Origin of the sequence: Streptomyces sp. NPDC002669 (assembly GCF_042889165.1) — a bacterium.
Taxonomy (GTDB): Bacteria; Actinomycetota; Actinomycetes; order Streptomycetales; family Streptomycetaceae; genus Streptomyces.
The window spans coordinates 374,515-390,435 of the sequence record NZ_JBIAQQ010000004.1; the positions used below are offsets into that span (position 1 = coordinate 374,515).

Here is a 15,921-nt window from a genome sequence, read left to right on the forward strand (position 1 = left end):
CGCCCCGTCAGAACCGTTCGCACACGCACGGAACGGCCACGTCCGCCAAACGGCCCGAGCGCCGCCGGAGCATGTACGGACATGGCTCCATCAACACGGACAAACACCGCCGCTCCATCGGGGGTGCCGTCTACTAACCGGCGAGCGGAACACCGGAAATCCCTGTGGCCGATGTCACTGGCGACGGCGTGGTGGGACGGCAGTGCGGTGGGTGTCGGCGCGACGGCGCGGTGCGGCGGGAAATGTTCGCGGCGGCGTCCATCTCCTCCGTTTCTCCCCCCGCGGCGGACGGCCTTCGCTAGATTCCTGCCGTGATCCCACTGGCCGCCGAAGACCCCGCCCACATAGGCCCCTACCGCCTCATCGCCCGCCTGGGCGCCGGCGGCATGGGACTGGTCTACCTCGGCCGCTCCGAGGTCGGCCGTACGGTCGCGGTCAAGGTCGTACAGGCCGAGTACGCCGCACAGGCCGAATTCCGCAGGCGCTTCGCCCGCGAGGTGGCGGCGGCCCGGCGCGTGGGCGGGAACTGGACGGCGGACGTCCTGGACGCCGACACCGGGGCCGAAGTGCCCTGGGTGGCCACCCAGTACGTGCCCGGACCGGACCTGACGACGGTCGTCGCCGACGACTACGGACCGCTGCCCGAGCACTCGGTCCGCGTCCTCGCCAACCGCCTCGCCCTCGCGCTGCGGGCCGTGCACGAGGCGGGGCTGATCCACCGCGACCTCAAGCCGTCCAACGTCCTGGTGACCGTGGACGGGCCGCGGGTCATCGACTTCGGCATCGCACGCGCGATGGACAGCCTGGCCGGCGACAGCCTGCACACCCGCACCGGCATGCTGATCGGCTCGCCCGGCTTCATGTCCCCCGAACAGGTCCGGGGCCGGGAACTCACCCCCGCCAGCGACGTCTTCTGCCTCGGTGCCGTCCTCGTGTACGCCGCCACCGGCCGCCTCCTCTTCGGCGCCACCGAGACCGGTCTGAACGCCCACCTCTTCCAGATCGCCGAGGACGAGCCCGACCTGACCGGCGTACCGGAGTCCCTCGTCGATCTCGTACGCGCCTGCCTGGACAAGGACCCGGCCGGGCGGCCCACCCCGGCGGAGATCTCCGCCCGCACCGGCGGGGACGACGGCGGCGTATGGCTGCCCGGTGAGGTGCTGGCACAACTCGGCCGACGCGCCGCCCAGTTGCTCGACTACGTGCCTGCGGCGCGGGCCGAGGAACCCGCCGCCGCCCCCGTGACGCGGACGGCCCCCGGCGCCCCTTCCGCGCCACCCGGCACCCCCTCCGCGACCCCCGCGTACACCCCGACCGCCCCCGGAGAACCCTCCGCGTCCCCCGCGTACACCCCGACCGCCCCCGCCCCGGCATCCCGCCGCCCCCGGGGGCTGGGGGCGATCGTTCTGGCACAGCTGGCGGTGCTGTTCGAAGTGGCGAGCGGCGACGAGTTCCACTCCCACGGCGAGCGTTCGGTGCTGTCCTACGCCTTCGTGGTCGCCTTCGTCGGGTTGCTGCTGCCCGGCGGCCACATCGCGGACCTCGTGGGGCGCAGACGGACGCTGATCATCGGCCTGGTGGGCTTCGCGGCGTCCGTCCCGCTCGCCGCCGCGGCCCAGGGCTCCTCCCTCTCCTCCGACACGCCCGCGGCGGTCCTGGCCCGCGTCCTGCAGGGCGGTTCCGGCGCACTCGTGACGGCGGCGGCGCTGGCCATGGTGGTCACGGGCTTCACCGGAGCGAAGGAACGGAACAGAGCCTTCGGCCTCTACGCCGCGGTCGGCATCTGCGCCCCGGTACTCGGACTGCTCGTGACCGCCCCCCTGGGCCTGCGCCCGGTACCGATCGTCGGCCTGCTCCTCGCCCTGGCCGCACTGACCTGGGTCCGCGTCCTGCCGAACGACCGCCCGGACCGTACCGGCGCCCGTTTCGATCTGCCCGGGGTGCTGCTCGGCTCCCTCGGGCCGGCCGCCCTCGCCTACGGTCTCGCGCCGGCCCCCCGGGCCGACTGGGCCTCCCCGCAGGTGATCGTCGCGCTCCTCGGCGGCCTCGTGCTGCTCATGTCCTTCCTGTGGTGGCAGGGCAGAACACCGACCCCGCTCCTCCCGCCGCACACCCTCCGGGACCGCAGCCGCCTGGGCGGCTTCCTGACCATGTTCCTCGTCGGCATCGGCCTCCTCTGCCTGATACCGCCCCTGGCCGTCATGACGGGCGACGAGTTCGCCCCCTCATGGGCCCTGTTCGGCCTGCCGATGCTGCCCATGCTCGCCGCGGTCGTCATCGGCACCACCCAGCTCTCCCCCCGCCTGCTGCGGCGCGGCATGCCGCCCCGCCGCGTCGTCGTGGCGGGCCTGCTGGTCACGCCGCTCGGACTGGCCCTGGGAATCGTCGCCATCGGGGCCGACGCCCCGTACCCGGTCCTGCTGCCCGGCGTGCTCATCGCGGGCCTGGGCATCGGGCTGGTCTTCACACCGCTCTTCGCCACCGCGACCGCCGACGTCGTCCCCCGGTACTCCGGCACGGCGGCGGGTGCCCTGGTCATGGTCCAGTTCGTGGGGCAGGAGATCGGCACGGCGGTGTACCGCACCCTCAACGGCCCTCCCTGGTGGGCGGTTCTCTGCCTGCTCGTCGCGAGCCCGGTCGCCGGCCGGATGATGACGGCCGGGTCCCAGGCCCCTCCCCGGAACCAGGGCGTTTCCTCCTGAGGGCGGGCCGTTCCTCCCCGGGGGCCCACCGCCTCCCGGGGTCCTACCGCCTCCGGGTGGCCGCGGCGACCGTGGCCATCAGCTCCGCGTCCAGTACGGCCGGGTCGGCCAGCCGGGTGGGGGCGGCGTAGGAGTTCAGCAGGGCCTTGGTGACGCGCAGGGCGGCCTCGGGGCGGCGCACGACGGGCTTCGCCCACTCCGTGACCGCCGCGTCGAGCCGGTCCTCGGGGACGACGCGCTGGAGGATCGACAGCGCGTGCGCCTCGGCGGCGTCGAAGGCGCGCCCGGTCAGGATGAGTTCGCGGGCGCGGGCGGCCCCGACCTCGTGGATCAGCCGGGGCAGCAGACCGCCCCAGGCGGTGGGCAGCCCGAGGGCCAGCTCCGGCAGCCGGAAACCGGCGTTCTCGGCACCGACCCGCAGGTCGCAGGCGAGCGCCAGCGCCAGGCCCGCGCCGATCGCCCTGCCCTGGACCCGGGCGATGGTGACGGCCTGGCTGGTGGAGATCGCCTCGCAGACCCGGCGGGCCTTGTCGCCCGCGATCCGGATGCCCCGCCCGGCGGGGTCCTCGTCGAGCCAGTCCGCGAACTCGTGGCGGTCGCCGCCCAGGCAGAAGTCGTCGCCGGCCCCGCTGAGCACCAGCACCCGCACGTCGGGGTCCGGCACCGCCAGGACCCTCAGCAGCTCGTCGAGCATCGTCTCGGTGACCGCGTTGCCGGTGGCGGGGGAGTTCAGTCCGATGTGCAGGACGGGGCCCTCGCGCCGGACGTCGAGGACGGCCGGCCGCCTGCGGGAGGAGCGGCGGGCGGCGGGGCGGCGGGCCGGGGCGGGCCGGGGCTCGGCGGCGGTTTCGCCGGCCGTGGACCGGGGTCCGGTGGGGGAGGGCTTCATACCGCCACGCCCAGCGAGGTGACCCGCCGGAAGACCAGCCGGGACGCGTAGACCGCGGGAGAGACGGTGCGCAGGGTGGGGAAACGGTTCAGCAGCTGGGTCAGCAGCGTGCGCGCCTCCAGGCGGGCGAGGGCCGCGCCCAGGCAGTAGTGCACCCCGCCCCCGAAGGTGAGGTGGGTGCCGGTGCGCCGGATGTCGAAGGTGTCCGGGTTCTCGTTGCGCCGCGGGTCGTGGTTGGCGGCCCCGTACAGCACGTGGACCATGCTGTCCTTCGCGATCGGGACCCCGGCCAGCACCGTGTCCTCGGCCGCGATCCGGGTGTTGATGTGGATCGGCGGGTCGTACCGCAGCACCTCGTCGACGGCGGAGTCGATGTGCCCGGGGTGCTCCGCGAGCCACTCCCACTGACCCGGCTCCTTCAGCAGCAGCTCGACCATGGCCGACAGCAGCGTCGCGGTGGTCTCCAGCGAGGCGATGGTGACGAACATGGTGAGGCGGTAGAGGATCTCGTCCGCCCGCTCGCGGTCGGGCTCGCGCGCGTCCCAGGTGTGGATCCAGCCCGTCAGGACATCGTTGCCGGGCTGCTCCCGGCGCCTGCGCACCATCTCCGTGAAGTACGCCCGCAGCCGGACGGTCGCCTCGGCGGACACGGCCAGCTGCTCCTTGGTGGGCAGCAGTTCCTGGGCGTGCACCTGGTCGTGGGTGATCTCCAGGATGTGGGGGTAGTCCTCGGGCGGTATCCCCAGCCAGCTCCCGATGGTGCTGATCGGGAGCTGCTCGCTGACCGTGCTGACGAAGTCGGCCTCGCCCCAGCGCATCTTGTCGGCCAGCTCGTCCAGGAGCCGGGTGACGTGCTCCTCGACCTGCGGGGTCAGCCGCTGGACGGTCGACCGGTCGAAGAGGTTGCCGAGGCTGCGGCGCTGGCAGGTGTGCTCGGGGGCGTTGAGGCGGGAGAGGGTCTTGGTCATCTCCCGCGTCGCGACCGCGTCCCAGCGCTCGGTGTCCGCCTGGCGTTCCTGCCAGGCGAAGTCCGGAGCCAACCAGTTGCGGCCGCGAAGGACCTCGCTGCACGTGTCGAAGCCGGTGGCGAAGTACGCGTCCCAGGGAGCGCGCACCACGTCGCCCATGGCGCGCAGCGAGGCCAGTACGGGGTAGGGGTCTGCCTGCCCCTCCGGCGATCTGAGGCGTCGCAGGAGGGGTATGAGGGCACGGCGGCCGTCACGGGGTCCGGTTTTGCCACCTATAGCGCTCACGCAGAGTTCCTCGAACTTGGCTCCTGGTTACCGGCAGAACCTACCCCTCCACATGTGGCAACCATGCGTGGATCGCTGTTGCTCCTATCACAGACAAACCCGGGCCCGGCCCCTTGTCATATGTCGGGCGTGTCCTGGGCTCCCTCCGGAATCCCCGCCCCTGACGGCGGGAAACACCGGTTTGTACGGACAAGTCACCCCGTCCCGTACGGGTCAGGCGCGGAAGACGTCCAGGAAGGAACTCCACCAGCCCTTCGCCTTCTTCGGCTGCTGGGCGTGGCCGGGCTGCGGTGCGGGCATCTCGCCCGGTACGGAGATCCGGGGCGAAACGGGCGTGTTCATCGCCGTCGTCCGGGCGCCGCGCGCCGGGCTCGGGCTGAACCGGACCGGCAGCGACACCAGCGCGCGGTGGAACGGACCCGGCCGCCATTCGACGCCGGAGGGCGACACGGCGAGGGTCAGATCGGGCACGGTGTTGAGGATCTTCTCGATCGCGGTGAGGGCGATGAGCTGCGCGGGGGACTTCGCCGGGCAGACGTGCGGACCCGCGCCCCAGGCCAGATGGGCGCCCTTGCTGAGGGTCTGACGGGCGTCGGTGAGCGCGGGATCGCTGTTCGCGGCGGCGAAACTGATCAGTACGGGGGTCTCCGCCCGCAGCGTCGCACCGCCCAGGTCGACGTCCTGCACCGGGTAGTGCGTGGCGTAGTTGGCGATCGGCGGGTTGTTCCACAGCACGTCGTCGAGGGCGTCCTCGACCAGCATCCCGGTGCCCCGCCGCTGCTCGGAGCCGGTGTCGCTGGACAGCATGAGCAGCAGAGCGTTGCCGATCAGGTTGCGCTCCGGCTCGATGCCCGCGCCCATCAGCATGACGAGCTGGTCCTTCAGCTCCTCGTCCCGCAGCCCCGCGGGGTGCTGGATGAGCCAGGAGGTGATGTCCTCGCCGGGCTGGCGCCGCTTGAGCGCGACGAGTTCCATCAGGCACTCGGTCAGCTCGTCGTTGGCCCGGAGCACGTCCTCGCCGTCGAAGATGGCGGACATGCTGCGGGTCAGCCGGTCGCCGATCTCACCGGGGCAGCCGAAGAGCTGGTTGAACAGCAGCAGCGGCAGCAACTTGGCGTACTCGCCCAGCAGGTCGGCGGTGCCGCGCTCGATGAACTGGTCGATGAGGTAGTCGGCGATGCGCTCCACGTCCCGGCTGAGCCGGGTGGTGTTGAGCCGGCCGAGGCTCTCGGTGACGGCCTTGCGCAGCCGGAGGTGCTCGGTGCCGTCCGTGAACAGGCAGTTGGGCCGGTACGCCATCATGGGCAGCACCGGGCTGTCGAGCGGTACGCGCCCCTCCCGCAGCGCGGCCCAGCGCCGCGCGTCCCGGGCGAAGAAGGACGGGTTCTGCAGCACCCGGAGCGCGGCCTCGTGCTGCACGATCAGGGTGGCCTCCACCCCGGGCGCGAGCTCGATCGGGGCGGCGGGGCCGTGCACCCGGAACGCGTCGTACACGCCCTGCGGGTCGGACGCGAACTCCGGCCCGTAGAGCGACGTCTGCCGCTCCCCGTGCATCGGGCACCCGGTGGGGGCGCCGTACGGGGTGGCTCCCGGCGACGAGTCCATATGTCATTCCTCGATGTGGGTCCGGGCCCGCGGGACCCGGAGGGTGGACGGAAAACGGAGCCCGGACCGCCCGTACCGACGAGCTGGCCGGAAAGGGCGGAACGAGCGGGACGGGCGGTGGGCGGAAACGGGGCCCGGACCGCCCGCACCGACGGAACGGGCGGCCGGGGGCGCCGGGCCGGCTCCCGCCGGCCGGGCCCCTTCAGGCCACGCGGGTCAGAAGGTGCTGGACCAGGGTGATCAGGGCCTGCGCGGACGACTTCTCGTCCCGGGCGTCGCAGTAGACGACCGGGGTGTCCGGCAGCAGGTCCAGGGCCTCGCGCAGCTCGTCCTCGGCGTGCTGCGAGTACGGGTCGAAGCTGTTCACCGCGACCGCGTACTCCAGCCCGTACGTCTCGATCAGGTCGATCACCGGGAAGGTGTCGGCGAGACGGGCCGGGTCGACGAGGAGCAGCGCGCCGAGCGAACCGCGCGCCATGTCCTCCCACAGCTCGACGAAGCGCTGCTGCCCGGGCGTGCCGAACAGGTACAGCACCAGCTCGTCGCTCAGCGTCAGACGCCCGAAGTCCAGCGCGACCGTGGTGGTCACCTTGTCGGGCGCGCCCCGCAGGTCGTCGACGTGGGCACTCGCCTGCGTCATCCGCTCCTCGGTGCGCAGCGGAGTGATCTCGGAGAGGGTGCCGATGAGCGTCGTCTTGCCCACGGCGAAGTGTCCGACGACCAGGATCTTCGCCGCGCGCCGCACCGCGTCCGGCACATAGATGCTCTCAGCCGAACCGGACGTGGAGTCCATGCAACACCTCTTCGAGGATCTTCCTGTCAACGAGCTGAGCCGGCGGCGGCGCCTTGCGGCGCATCAGATGACCCTGTTCCGCTAAGTCGTTCAGCAGCAGCCGGGCCACTCCGACCGGCTGGCCGAGGTGGCCCGCCACCTCGGCCACCGACAGGTAACCGCCGGAGCACAGTTCCCAGATCGCCCGGACCTCCGGGCTCGCGTTGGCCGGCGGCTGCCGGTCCGGCGCGATGGTGACCAGGGTGACCAGGGAGAGGTCCCCCGCGTCGGGCAGACCGCGCCCGCCGGTGATCACGTAGGACCGGACGAACCCGCTGCTGACCGACTGTTCCTCGCCCGGCGTCGTCATGCGTCTATTCCCGCCCCCGCGTTGTGGCGGGGAGGTGTGGTCATCGCCTTCCCCAACGCCGTGACCTGCTGCTGCATGCGGAAGGACATGGCCTCCATGTCGACGTCGGCAGCCGCGGCTGCGGCCAGGTAGGCGCCGGAGCCCGCCGCGATCAGGAAGATCCAGCCGTGCTCGTACTCCAGCAGCGTCTGGCGCCAGCGGCCCGGTGCCTGGTCCCCGATGAAGGGGGCGACGGCCCGGCTCAGCGACTGCATGGAACTCATCGCGGCCGCCACGGTCTCCGCGTCGTCCCGGCCGATGGAACTGGAGCTGGCCAGCAGCAGGCCGTCGGCGGAGACCAGGATGGCGTGCCGGGCGCCGGGTACCTGGATCACATCGTTGAGTACCCAGGTCAGATCGGGGTTCACGGGAACTCGGGTCCTTCCGTCGTCGTCATGTCGCGCCCGGACCGCGTTCCGCGCTGGAACGCGCCCAGGCGGGAAGCGGTCTCCTCACTGCTGCGCGCCGGGCCCGGTTCGGCCGACGGCACCACTGAGACGGGGCTCTTGCGACGACGCTTGGGCAGGCCGCCGGCGGTGGTGGGCAGCGCTGCGGCGGGTCCGGCGGGTTGCGGGGTGGCGACCGGGTGGGCGGCCGGCGGGAACAGCGGGGTCGGGGACTGCGCGGGAGCCGACTGGGCGGGCGCGGCGTGCGCGGGCGCCTGACGCCGGGGGAACGCCGCCACGTCCGCCTCGTGGTGGGCGGCGGCGACCGGGGGAGCGACGGGCACGTCGTTGGTGAGCAACTCGTCGGGCAACAGGATCACCGCGCGCACACCTCCGTAGGGGGACACGGAGTCCACCGAGACCCTGAAACCGTAGCGGGCGGCCAGCACGCCGGAGACGGCGAAGCCGAACTGCGGTGGAATGCCCAGACTGGAGACGCTGATCGCGGCCTGGGGCGCGAGGAGCGCCGCGGCGCGGTCCTTCTCCTCCTGCCCCATGCCGAGGCCGGCGTCGTCGACGATGATGCAGACGCCCTTCGGCACGGCCTGGATGTTGATCTCCACCGGGGTGCCGGGGGCGGAGTAGTTGGTGGCGTTGGCCAGCAGCTCGGCGAGGACGACCGCGACGGGCTCCACGGCCTTGCTGACGACCGAGAAGTTCACCTGCCCGTTGATCCGCACCCGGTCGAACTGCCGGATGCGGCCCTGGGCGCTGCGGGCCACGTCGAAGACCGAGGCGACGGTCTCCCGGCGCCCGAGCCAGCCGCCGCACAGCACCGCGATGCCCTGCGCGCGGCGCCCGAACTGGCTGTTGGCGTGGTCGACGGCCATCAGGTCGGCGAGCATGCCGGGGTCGTCGCCGTGCTTCTTCTGGGCGTTCTCGATGACCACCTGCTGCTCGTCCGCGAGCCCCTGGAGGGTGCGCACGGCCGCCTTGAGGACGGCCTTGGTCTCCTCCTCGGCGTCTCTGCGGACCTCGGCCAGCTCCGAGGAGTGGCGGTGCGTCAAGGCGGTGTGGGCCATGTGCAGTTCATCCCGGTTGCGCTGCAACGCATCGCGATCGGCCCGGATTTCGGCGTTCTGTCTTCGCAGTCCGATATTGATCCTGCGAGCGCGCAGAACGGCACCCACGGCGATCAGCGCGACGACAACCAGTGCCCAGAAAAGAGGGCCCTGTGCAAATGTCATGAAACTCACTTCAAGTGCCATGGCTAGGGAAACGGCTCTGCGCTCCCTCGTGCGTCGCACGTTCCGGGCTGGTCGAGCCCTTGCCTGCGCCACCCGAGGAAGGCCCCTCCGGATGTGTGGCCGAGGAATTCATCCCTCCCGGAATGCCCCCACATGCCGTCAGCCCACTGGAAGTAAGATGATCTTAACATCGGTCAGACGGTCAATTGTCAAGACCGACGCGCCAGTTGCACGCTTGGCTCTGAATTTTCACAAACGGTGGCGGTTTTCCCGCACCGGTGGTAAAGCGACCGGGACTCCACAGGTGAACTGCCCGTGAAGCCCCGGTCGCATTTCACATTTCACGTGTCGCGTGTGTCGTATGTCACGCGCGGGGTGCGTGTGGTGTGCCGGGTGCGCCGGTGTGGCACGTGACACGTGTCAGGAAGTCGCGTGCCGGGTGTGCCGTCTTCCGTACCGGTGCGGCACGGAAGGTGTCGAAGGGTCAGGACTTGACCAGAGTGATCTGCGCCGTGTTGTCACCGGCGTTCACGGTCACCGGGTAGTCGCGGTCGTCCGCCTTGCCGAAGCTGCGCATCAGGGCGGTTCCGGTACGGAAGGAGAATCCGGGCTCCATCGCGGTGGCGGGGATGGTGACGTTCCACGGGACCGGGGCGCCGGGGACGCAGTCGACGACCTGGCCCTCGTACCGGCCGACCGCCTCGCCGTCCTTCTGGGTCTGCGCGACCAGGCCGGAGAGCGAGATGCGGGCCGGCTTGTTGCAGGTGGCCGTGCCGCCGACGGTGACCGCGCCGCTCTTGGTGTCGAGCCGGCCCTCGGAGTTCAGGCCCAGGCCGATGGCCAGTTCGGCCGGCGGCTCGGCGGTGCGGGCATGGGCCTCGCCGCGCAGGGGCAGCGTGGAGCCGTCGCAGTACTGCTCGAAGGTGACGTCGAGCTCGCGGATGTAGCCGTAGGGGCCGTAGGAGATGTGGGAGACGGTGAAGGAGCCGGTGCTGGTGGTGCACCAGCGGTCGTCCGCGCCGAACTCCAGCTTCGGGTCCTCCGGCCGGGCATCGGGCCAGCGGGAGGCGTTGGTGTAGGTGGTGCCCTCGGTCAGCTTCTGGCCGTCGGGGGCCTGGAGGTGGAGGGACCAGCGGCGGCCCTCGGGGGTGACGATCGTGATGCCCGCGGCGCTCTCGTCCGTGGGGCCGGTGACGTCGAACATCTCGACCGATCCCGCCGCGAACTGCTGGGACTGCCCGTCCGAGACGAACTCGCCGGGCTCGCCGGTGAACGAGAGCGACCCCGAGACCGCCTCGTGGGCCTGCGCGGTGCCCGACAGCGGGGCCGCCACCACCGCCAGGGCCACCGCCGTGAGGACGGCCGCCGCACGGGCCGCCCCGCGCCCCGCCATGCTGCTCTTCAACAAGGTTCTTCCTCCATGGGAGCACTGCCCGCCCCGGTGGGCCGGGACGGGGTCGTACGCGCGCCGCCGGACGTTCGGGTACCGGACGGGCCGGACCCGTGGGGGCGGCTGGGATCTCCTGGGCGGCGCAGGCAGGAAGCTAACAGTGCCCACTGACAACGCGTACCGACGGCGCCGGTGCGGTGCGGGTACGACGGGGCGCGGGCCCGGGGCCCGGGGTACGGGGCGGCGGCTCGGAGGGGTGCGGAATACTGCCGTACTCAATCACCGTCGTGAGCAGGGGGACCCGGTGCGACCGCTGTCGAAGCACGATCCGCAGCAGATCGGCCCGTTCCGGATCGACGGGCTGCTCGGGGGCGGCGGCATGGGGCGGGTCTATCTCGGCCACTCCGCGGACGGGCGGCCCGTGGCGGTGAAGACCGCGCGCTCCGAACTGGCCGACGACCAGGGGTTCCGGACGCGCTTCGCCCGCGAGGTGGCCGCCGCCCGGCGGGTGAGCGGGCCGTTCGTCACCCCCGTCCTCGACGCCGCCCCGCACGACGACGTGCCCTGGATGGCGACCGGTTACGTGCCGGGCGTCTCCCTGACCGACGCCGTGCGCGAGGACGGGCCGCTGCCCGGCCCCGCGGTGCGGCTGCTGACGGCGGGCCTGCTGCACGCCCTGGCGGCGGTGCACGCCCAGGGCCTGGTCCACCGCGACCTCAAGCCGTCGAACATCCTGCTCACGGCCGAGGGCCCGCGCGTCATCGACTTCGGCATCGCGTACTCGGCCGCGGAGACGGCCCTGACGGCGACGGGCACCGCGCTCGGCACCCCCGGCTACATGGCACCCGAACAACTCGTCATGTCGGGGCCCGAGGTCACGGGCGCGGCAGATGTGTTCGCGCTCGGCGGGGTGATCGTCTTCGCGGCGACGGGCGGCGGCCCGTACGGGAGCGCGGACCCGCAGGTCCTCATGTACCGCACCGTGCACGAGGAGCCGCGGCTCGACGGCCTGCCGGACGGGCTGCGGGAACTGGCGGCGGACTGCCTGGCGAGGGAGCCGGGGCGGCGGCCCGCGCTGCCCGTCCTGATGAGCCGGGCCGGCACCCCGGGCCCGTACGCCGACTGGCTGCCGGAACCCGTCTCCGTACGGCTGCGCGAGCTGTCCGGGGAACTGGACCGCCTGTTGCCCGGGCCGACCGCCCCGGCCGGGGGCGTACGGCCGATGGGTTTCTCCCCGCCGCTGCCGCCCGCCCCGCTGGCCGGACCGACGGGCCCGACCGAACTGCTCCCGTCCGGCTCCTCCGAGCCCGCCGACGCCGTGCCCACCGCTGTGGCGCCCGCCGACGCCGTGCCCACCGCCTTCGTGACGAAGGAACCCGCGGCCCCGGCTCCGGTCCCGCCCCCGGCTCCGGCGCCGAGCCGGCGTCGTGTGCTCGCCGCGCTGGCCGGGGCCGGGGCCGTGGCGGGCGGCGGGGCGCTGGGCTGGACGCTGTGGCCGGACGGCTTCGGCGGTTCCACGGGCGGTTCGGGGTCCGGCGGGGGCTCCGGCAAGAAGTCCCGGACGGCCGTCCTGCCGAAGGAGATACGCGACAGGGGCGTCATCACCGTCGGCCTGGACCCCGTCTATCCGCCCATGGAGTACATCGACCCCGACGGCAGGACCGTCGGGGTCGACATCGACCTCGGGAACGCCCTCGGCCGTGAACTGGGCGTGCGGTTCACGTTCAAGAACACCAACTTCGACTCCCTGCTGCCCGCTCTGGACGCGGGACGGTGCGATCTGGTCATGTCGGCGATGACCGACACCAGGGACCGGCAGCAGGGGCGGACGAACGGCACCAGGACCGGACGCGGCGTCGACATGATCGACTACTTCGGCATCGGCCTCGGCCTCCTCGTCCGCAAGGGCAACCCGGAAGGCGTCGGGGGCCCCGGCGACCTGTCCGGCAGAACGGTCGCCGTCGAGCGCGGCGGACTGGCCCGGGACTACGTGGGCGAGGCCGGCCGCGGAAACCCGAAGGTCCGGGAATTCGACACGGTGGACGAACTCTGCGAGGACGTGAGGACGGGCCGCTCCGCGGCCGGCCTCGCCGACTTCCCCGTACTCGCCCACGCCGTCGCGACCGGCCCGCACGGCGGCACCCTCGAAATCATCGGGGACCAGCTCGACCCCGCTCCCTGCGGCATCGCGGTCGCCAAGTCCGGGACGGACCTGCGCGACGCCGTGCGGGACGCACTCGACCGCCTCATCGCGAACGGCGAGTACGCGAAGATCCTCAAGAAGTGGGGCGTGCAACAGGGCGCGGTGCGCCGGGCGGTCGTCAACGGGGGCAAGTAGGAGAACGGGGGCGGGGCACGCGGCCCCCTGCTCACGCCTCCGGGGCCGGGGGCGTGAAGATGCGGTCCAGGTGGTGGCGCAACACCTCGATGGCCGATTCCGGCTGCCGCTGGCCCACGAGGATGCTGGTGCCCATGCCCGCCGCCATGGCGAGCAGGCCGACGGCCTCGACGCGCGGGTCCATGTCCCGGCCGGTCAGCCCCGCGTCCCGGGCCCGTCCCAGCAGACCGGCCAGGGCGTCCTCGGCGGCGTCGGGGTTGTCGATGAAGGGCTGGGCGGCCAGCGCCTCGTCGGTCACGGACAGGATCGCGTACGCGCTGTAGAGGAGATGGAAGGTCCGGCTCTCCTCGTCGGTCGGGAGGGAGGCCAGGAGCAGCGCCTCGGCGGTCGCGCGCGGGCCGGGGTCCGCGCCGCAGGCCCGGAGCCGTTCGCCCACCCGCGCGGTGAACCGGTCGGTCAGCTGCTGGAGCCCGTGCAGCAGCAGCTTCTCCTTGGTCCCGAAGTAGTACTGCACGAGCCGCAGCGAGACGCCGGCCTCGGCCGCGACGTCCCGCATGCCGACCGCGTGCAGCCCGCGCCGCCCGGCGGCCCGGACGAGCGCCTCGGTGATCTGGCGCCGCCGTTCCTCGTGGTCCACGTGCTTCGGCATGTTCTCGTGTCTCCACCCATCGCTCGTGCCCGTACGCGTCCGCTCGTGCCCATGCGTCCCTGGGCGTGCCCACGCGTTCCCGGGCGTCCCGCTCGTCCCGGATGGCGGGGCGCTTGCAGGACCCTTTCATGATACCGCCGTATCAACATGGTGGTACGGTCGTATCACTACCGCGAGGGACCGGTTCCCGGCGGTTCCCCAACGGGTCCTCAACGGAGGTGCCGCCATGCCCGAGAACACCACCCGCGCCCGCCGCGACATCGGCCGCTACGTCAACGACGCCCTGCGCGACCGGTACTTCGCCGCCTGCGACGCCGTCTACGCGCTCGGCGCGCCGGTCCGTTCCGAGACGGACGTCGAGACCTCCTTCGGCACCACGCACGTCTACCGGTACGGCTCCACCGACCCGGCCGTCGAGGCCCGTACCCCGGTCGTCCTGATCCACGGATCGGGCGGCTGCTCCGCGCAGTGGTACCCCAACACCCGGGCACTCGGCGCCGAACGCCCCGTCTACGCCCTCGACACCCCCGGCGACCCCGGCCGCAGCGTGCACCGGGAACCCATGTGGCAGCCGGAGCGCGCCGCGCAGTGGATGGACGAGGCCCTCGACGCCCTCGGCCTGGACCGGGTCCACCTCGTCGGCTCCTCCTACGGCGGCTGGCTCGTCATCAACCAGGCCCACCTGCGCCCCGGAAGGCTCGCCTCCGTCACCGCCCTCGACCCCGGCGGCCTGGAGAAGGTCGGCCTGCGCTTCTTCGTCTGGATCTTCGCCAGCCTCTTCGCCACCTCCGCCCCCAAGGCCCTGCGCCCCCGCCTGGCGGCCTGGCTGGAACAGCCGGTCCTCGTGGTGCCGGAACTGCGCGCGATGATCCGCTCCGGCGTACGGGCCTTCCGCATCAGCCGCCCCGCCCCGCTCCCCCTGACCGACGAGGAACTGGCCACCATCCGGACGCCGTTCCACCTGGTCATGGGCAGGCGCAGCCTGCTGCTCCACCCCCGGCGCCAACTGGAACGCGTCCCGCGCCTGATCCCCGGCGCCCGGGCCGAGATCATCGCCGCCACCGGCCACGGCCCCCAGATCGACCACCCCGACCTGGTCAACGCCCGCATGCTGGCCTTCCTGAACGAAACCGACTCCCGCACCACCGGCTCCTGACCGGCACCCGGCCGTCGGCGTCCGGCCCGGCCGTTTCGCCTGGCCCGGCCGTTTCACCCGCTTCACCCGTTCCACCTGTTCCGCCGGCCACCGGCCGATGCCCTGATCAGCGCGTTTCCAGGGCGTCGGCCCGTTCGGTCAGGTCCGCCGCGAGGCCGTCCCAGTCGGGGCCGTGCAGCCACAGGTGTTCGGCCGCCTCCCGCATCAACGCCGGTTCGTCCGGCCGCTGGAGGAGCACCAGCCGGTAGGCCAGGTTGCGGACCCAGACCGGCAGGTGACCGTCGACCAGGTTCGGACAGAGCTCGTGCAGCAGGGCGAGGATCGAGTCCGCGTCGGCGAACGTCAGCTCCTCGACGAAGTAGTGCTCCCGGTGTTCGAGACCGCATTGCGGCGTGGGGCGGTACTCGTCCCCGTAGAGGCAGCGGGCGTGCTCCGTCAGGCTGTTGTGCATGCTCCGGAGGCTACGGCGCGGTCGCGGCCCGAGGGGCGGGTCCGGCGGTTCCGGCGTTTCCGTGGTTCAACTTCGCGACTTTCCGGGAGTCGAAGAAGAATGCGCGCATGCCTGCCGACGGGCCTGCGCGAGGAGCCCGGACCCAACCGGAATCGACCCGCCCCGACCGAACGGATCAGGCCAGGCGCGAATCGAATTTGGGTACGGATACTCACGACCGATTCCTGACCCGCCAGGAGCATGGGAGCACCACAACTCCAGGGGGAACCAATGAATATCCGTGCCCTGTATCGCCTGACCTTCGCCAACCCCGCTTCGGCCGTCTACCTGGGAATCGTCGGCGCGTCCGTCGTGTTCGAGGTGGCTGCCGCACTGCTCTCGGACCCCGGAATCGTGGGAGTGTGGCCGTTCCTCCTCACCGCCCCCACCTCTCTGGTGACGGTGATGGCCGGTCAGTTCCTCTGGAACGACGCGTCGCCGGGCTGGTTCCTGGTCGCCGGGATGGTCTTCTCCGCCCTGGTCCAGTCGTTCGCCCTCGGGGCGGTCCTGGAGACCCTGCGCGCCCGGCGCCGGGTGATCGCCCGGCCGGGCCGCGGCTGAACCGCGCCGCTCCTGCCCGGTCGAGCGCCCCGTACCGCCGCTCCCGGGCGGGGCCGCCGGGCCCCGATTCGTCG

At 72.4% G+C, this 15,921-nt stretch carries 15 protein-coding genes; 5 read left to right on the forward strand and 10 right to left on the reverse strand.

Going from position 1 to position 15,921, the window contains the following annotated elements; all coding sequences use genetic code 11:
* The first annotated feature begins 311 nt into the window (after nucleotides 1-311).
* Nucleotides 312-2,702, forward strand: a complete 2,391-nt coding sequence (locus ACFYW1_RS08595) for an MFS transporter (protein WP_388989070.1) — start codon at nucleotides 312-314, stop codon at nucleotides 2,700-2,702.
* Between the two features lie 43 nt (nucleotides 2,703-2,745).
* Here ACFYW1_RS08595 and ACFYW1_RS08600 read toward each other — a convergent pair whose 3' ends face one another.
* The 7 genes from ACFYW1_RS08600 to ACFYW1_RS08630 all read right to left on the reverse strand — a co-directional run bounded on the left by ACFYW1_RS08600 (nucleotide 2,746) and on the right by ACFYW1_RS08630 (nucleotide 9,098).
* The gene (locus ACFYW1_RS08600; protein ID WP_388989073.1) at nucleotides 2,746-3,591 is read right to left on the reverse strand and encodes an enoyl-CoA hydratase/isomerase family protein; all 846 of its coding nucleotides are present in this window, start codon (nucleotides 3,589-3,591) and stop codon (nucleotides 2,746-2,748) included.
* Nucleotides 3,588-4,718, reverse strand: a complete 1,131-nt coding sequence (locus ACFYW1_RS08605; RefSeq protein ID WP_388989311.1) for a cytochrome P450 — start codon at nucleotides 4,716-4,718, stop codon at nucleotides 3,588-3,590. The genes ACFYW1_RS08600 and ACFYW1_RS08605 overlap by 4 nt, the downstream gene beginning before the upstream one ends.
* 339 nt (nucleotides 4,719-5,057) lie before the next feature.
* Complete coding sequence (locus tag ACFYW1_RS08610; RefSeq protein ID WP_388989076.1) at nucleotides 5,058-6,449, reverse strand: cytochrome P450; 1,392 nt, start codon at nucleotides 6,447-6,449, stop codon at nucleotides 5,058-5,060.
* Between the two features lie 202 nt (nucleotides 6,450-6,651).
* Nucleotides 6,652-7,242, reverse strand: coding sequence for an ATP/GTP-binding protein (locus ACFYW1_RS08615; RefSeq protein WP_388989079.1), 591 nt, complete (start codon nucleotides 7,240-7,242; stop codon nucleotides 6,652-6,654).
* Nucleotides 7,217-7,591 (reverse strand): DUF742 domain-containing protein, encoded by a 375-nt coding sequence (locus tag ACFYW1_RS08620; protein ID WP_388989082.1) that lies wholly within the window; start codon nucleotides 7,589-7,591, stop codon nucleotides 7,217-7,219. Before ACFYW1_RS08620 ends, ACFYW1_RS08615 begins: the two co-directional genes overlap by 26 nt.
* The gene (locus tag ACFYW1_RS08625) at nucleotides 7,588-7,998 is read right to left on the reverse strand and encodes a roadblock/LC7 domain-containing protein (protein ID WP_388989085.1); all 411 of its coding nucleotides are present in this window, start codon (nucleotides 7,996-7,998) and stop codon (nucleotides 7,588-7,590) included. The genes ACFYW1_RS08620 and ACFYW1_RS08625 overlap by 4 nt, the downstream gene beginning before the upstream one ends.
* On the reverse strand, nucleotides 7,995-9,098 hold the full coding sequence (locus ACFYW1_RS08630) for an ATP-binding protein (RefSeq protein WP_388989088.1): 1,104 nt from the start codon (nucleotides 9,096-9,098) through the stop codon (nucleotides 7,995-7,997). Before ACFYW1_RS08630 ends, ACFYW1_RS08625 begins: the two co-directional genes overlap by 4 nt.
* Here ACFYW1_RS08630 and ACFYW1_RS08635 point away from each other — a divergent pair, their 5' ends adjacent.
* On the forward strand, nucleotides 9,099-9,290 hold the full coding sequence (locus ACFYW1_RS08635; protein WP_388989091.1) for a hypothetical protein: 192 nt from the start codon (nucleotides 9,099-9,101) through the stop codon (nucleotides 9,288-9,290).
* A gap of 457 nt (nucleotides 9,291-9,747) precedes the next feature.
* Here ACFYW1_RS08635 and ACFYW1_RS08640 read toward each other — a convergent pair whose 3' ends face one another.
* Nucleotides 9,748-10,671, reverse strand: a complete 924-nt coding sequence (locus tag ACFYW1_RS08640) for a hypothetical protein (protein ID WP_388989094.1) — start codon at nucleotides 10,669-10,671, stop codon at nucleotides 9,748-9,750.
* Nucleotides 10,672-10,957: 286 nt separating this feature from the next.
* Here ACFYW1_RS08640 and ACFYW1_RS08645 point away from each other — a divergent pair, with 286 nt between their 5' ends.
* On the forward strand, nucleotides 10,958-12,991 hold the full coding sequence (locus ACFYW1_RS08645) for a bifunctional serine/threonine-protein kinase/transporter substrate-binding domain-containing protein (RefSeq protein ID WP_388989097.1): 2,034 nt from the start codon (nucleotides 10,958-10,960) through the stop codon (nucleotides 12,989-12,991).
* A 31-nt stretch (nucleotides 12,992-13,022) separates the two neighbouring features.
* Here the strand turns inward: ACFYW1_RS08645 and ACFYW1_RS08650 are convergent, their stop codons facing one another.
* The gene (locus ACFYW1_RS08650; RefSeq protein ID WP_388989100.1) at nucleotides 13,023-13,640 is read right to left on the reverse strand and encodes a TetR/AcrR family transcriptional regulator; all 618 of its coding nucleotides are present in this window, start codon (nucleotides 13,638-13,640) and stop codon (nucleotides 13,023-13,025) included.
* Between the two features lie 226 nt (nucleotides 13,641-13,866).
* Here ACFYW1_RS08650 and ACFYW1_RS08655 point away from each other — a divergent pair, with 226 nt between their 5' ends.
* On the forward strand, nucleotides 13,867-14,796 hold the full coding sequence (locus tag ACFYW1_RS08655; protein ID WP_388989103.1) for an alpha/beta fold hydrolase: 930 nt from the start codon (nucleotides 13,867-13,869) through the stop codon (nucleotides 14,794-14,796).
* 106 nt (nucleotides 14,797-14,902) lie between these two features.
* Here ACFYW1_RS08655 and ACFYW1_RS08660 read toward each other — a convergent pair whose 3' ends face one another.
* Entirely contained in the window at nucleotides 14,903-15,247 is a 345-nt protein-coding gene (locus ACFYW1_RS08660) for a hypothetical protein (protein WP_388989106.1), read from the reverse strand.
* A gap of 270 nt (nucleotides 15,248-15,517) precedes the next feature.
* On the opposite strand from ACFYW1_RS08660, the gene ACFYW1_RS08665 reads away from it, so the two are divergent.
* A complete protein-coding gene (locus ACFYW1_RS08665; protein WP_388989109.1) occupies nucleotides 15,518-15,847 on the forward strand; it encodes an SCO4225 family membrane protein in 330 nt (109 codons plus the stop codon).
* Nucleotides 15,848-15,921 lie beyond the last annotated feature (74 nt).

Coding starts and splice junctions, on each gene's coding strand:
- ACFYW1_RS08600 (WP_388989073.1), bottom strand. CDS start 3,591: ATGAAGCCCTCCCCCACCGGACCCCGGTCCACGGCCGGCGAAACCGCC.
- ACFYW1_RS08605 (WP_388989311.1), bottom strand. CDS start 4,718: ATGGGCGACGTGGTGCGCGCTCCCTGGGACGCGTACTTCGCCACCGGC.
- ACFYW1_RS08610 (WP_388989076.1), bottom strand. CDS start 6,449: ATGGACTCGTCGCCGGGAGCCACCCCGTACGGCGCCCCCACCGGGTGC.
- ACFYW1_RS08615 (WP_388989079.1), bottom strand. CDS start 7,242: ATGGACTCCACGTCCGGTTCGGCTGAGAGCATCTATGTGCCGGACGCG.
- ACFYW1_RS08620 (WP_388989082.1), bottom strand. CDS start 7,591: ATGACGACGCCGGGCGAGGAACAGTCGGTCAGCAGCGGGTTCGTCCGG.
- ACFYW1_RS08630 (WP_388989088.1), bottom strand. CDS start 9,098: ATGGCCCACACCGCCTTGACGCACCGCCACTCCTCGGAGCTGGCCGAG.
- ACFYW1_RS08650 (WP_388989100.1), bottom strand. CDS start 13,640: ATGCCGAAGCACGTGGACCACGAGGAACGGCGGCGCCAGATCACCGAG.
- ACFYW1_RS08655 (WP_388989103.1), top strand. CDS start 13,867: ATGCCCGAGAACACCACCCGCGCCCGCCGCGACATCGGCCGCTACGTC.
- ACFYW1_RS08660 (WP_388989106.1), bottom strand. CDS start 15,247: ATGCACAACAGCCTGACGGAGCACGCCCGCTGCCTCTACGGGGACGAG.
- ACFYW1_RS08665 (WP_388989109.1), top strand. CDS start 15,518: ATGAATATCCGTGCCCTGTATCGCCTGACCTTCGCCAACCCCGCTTCG.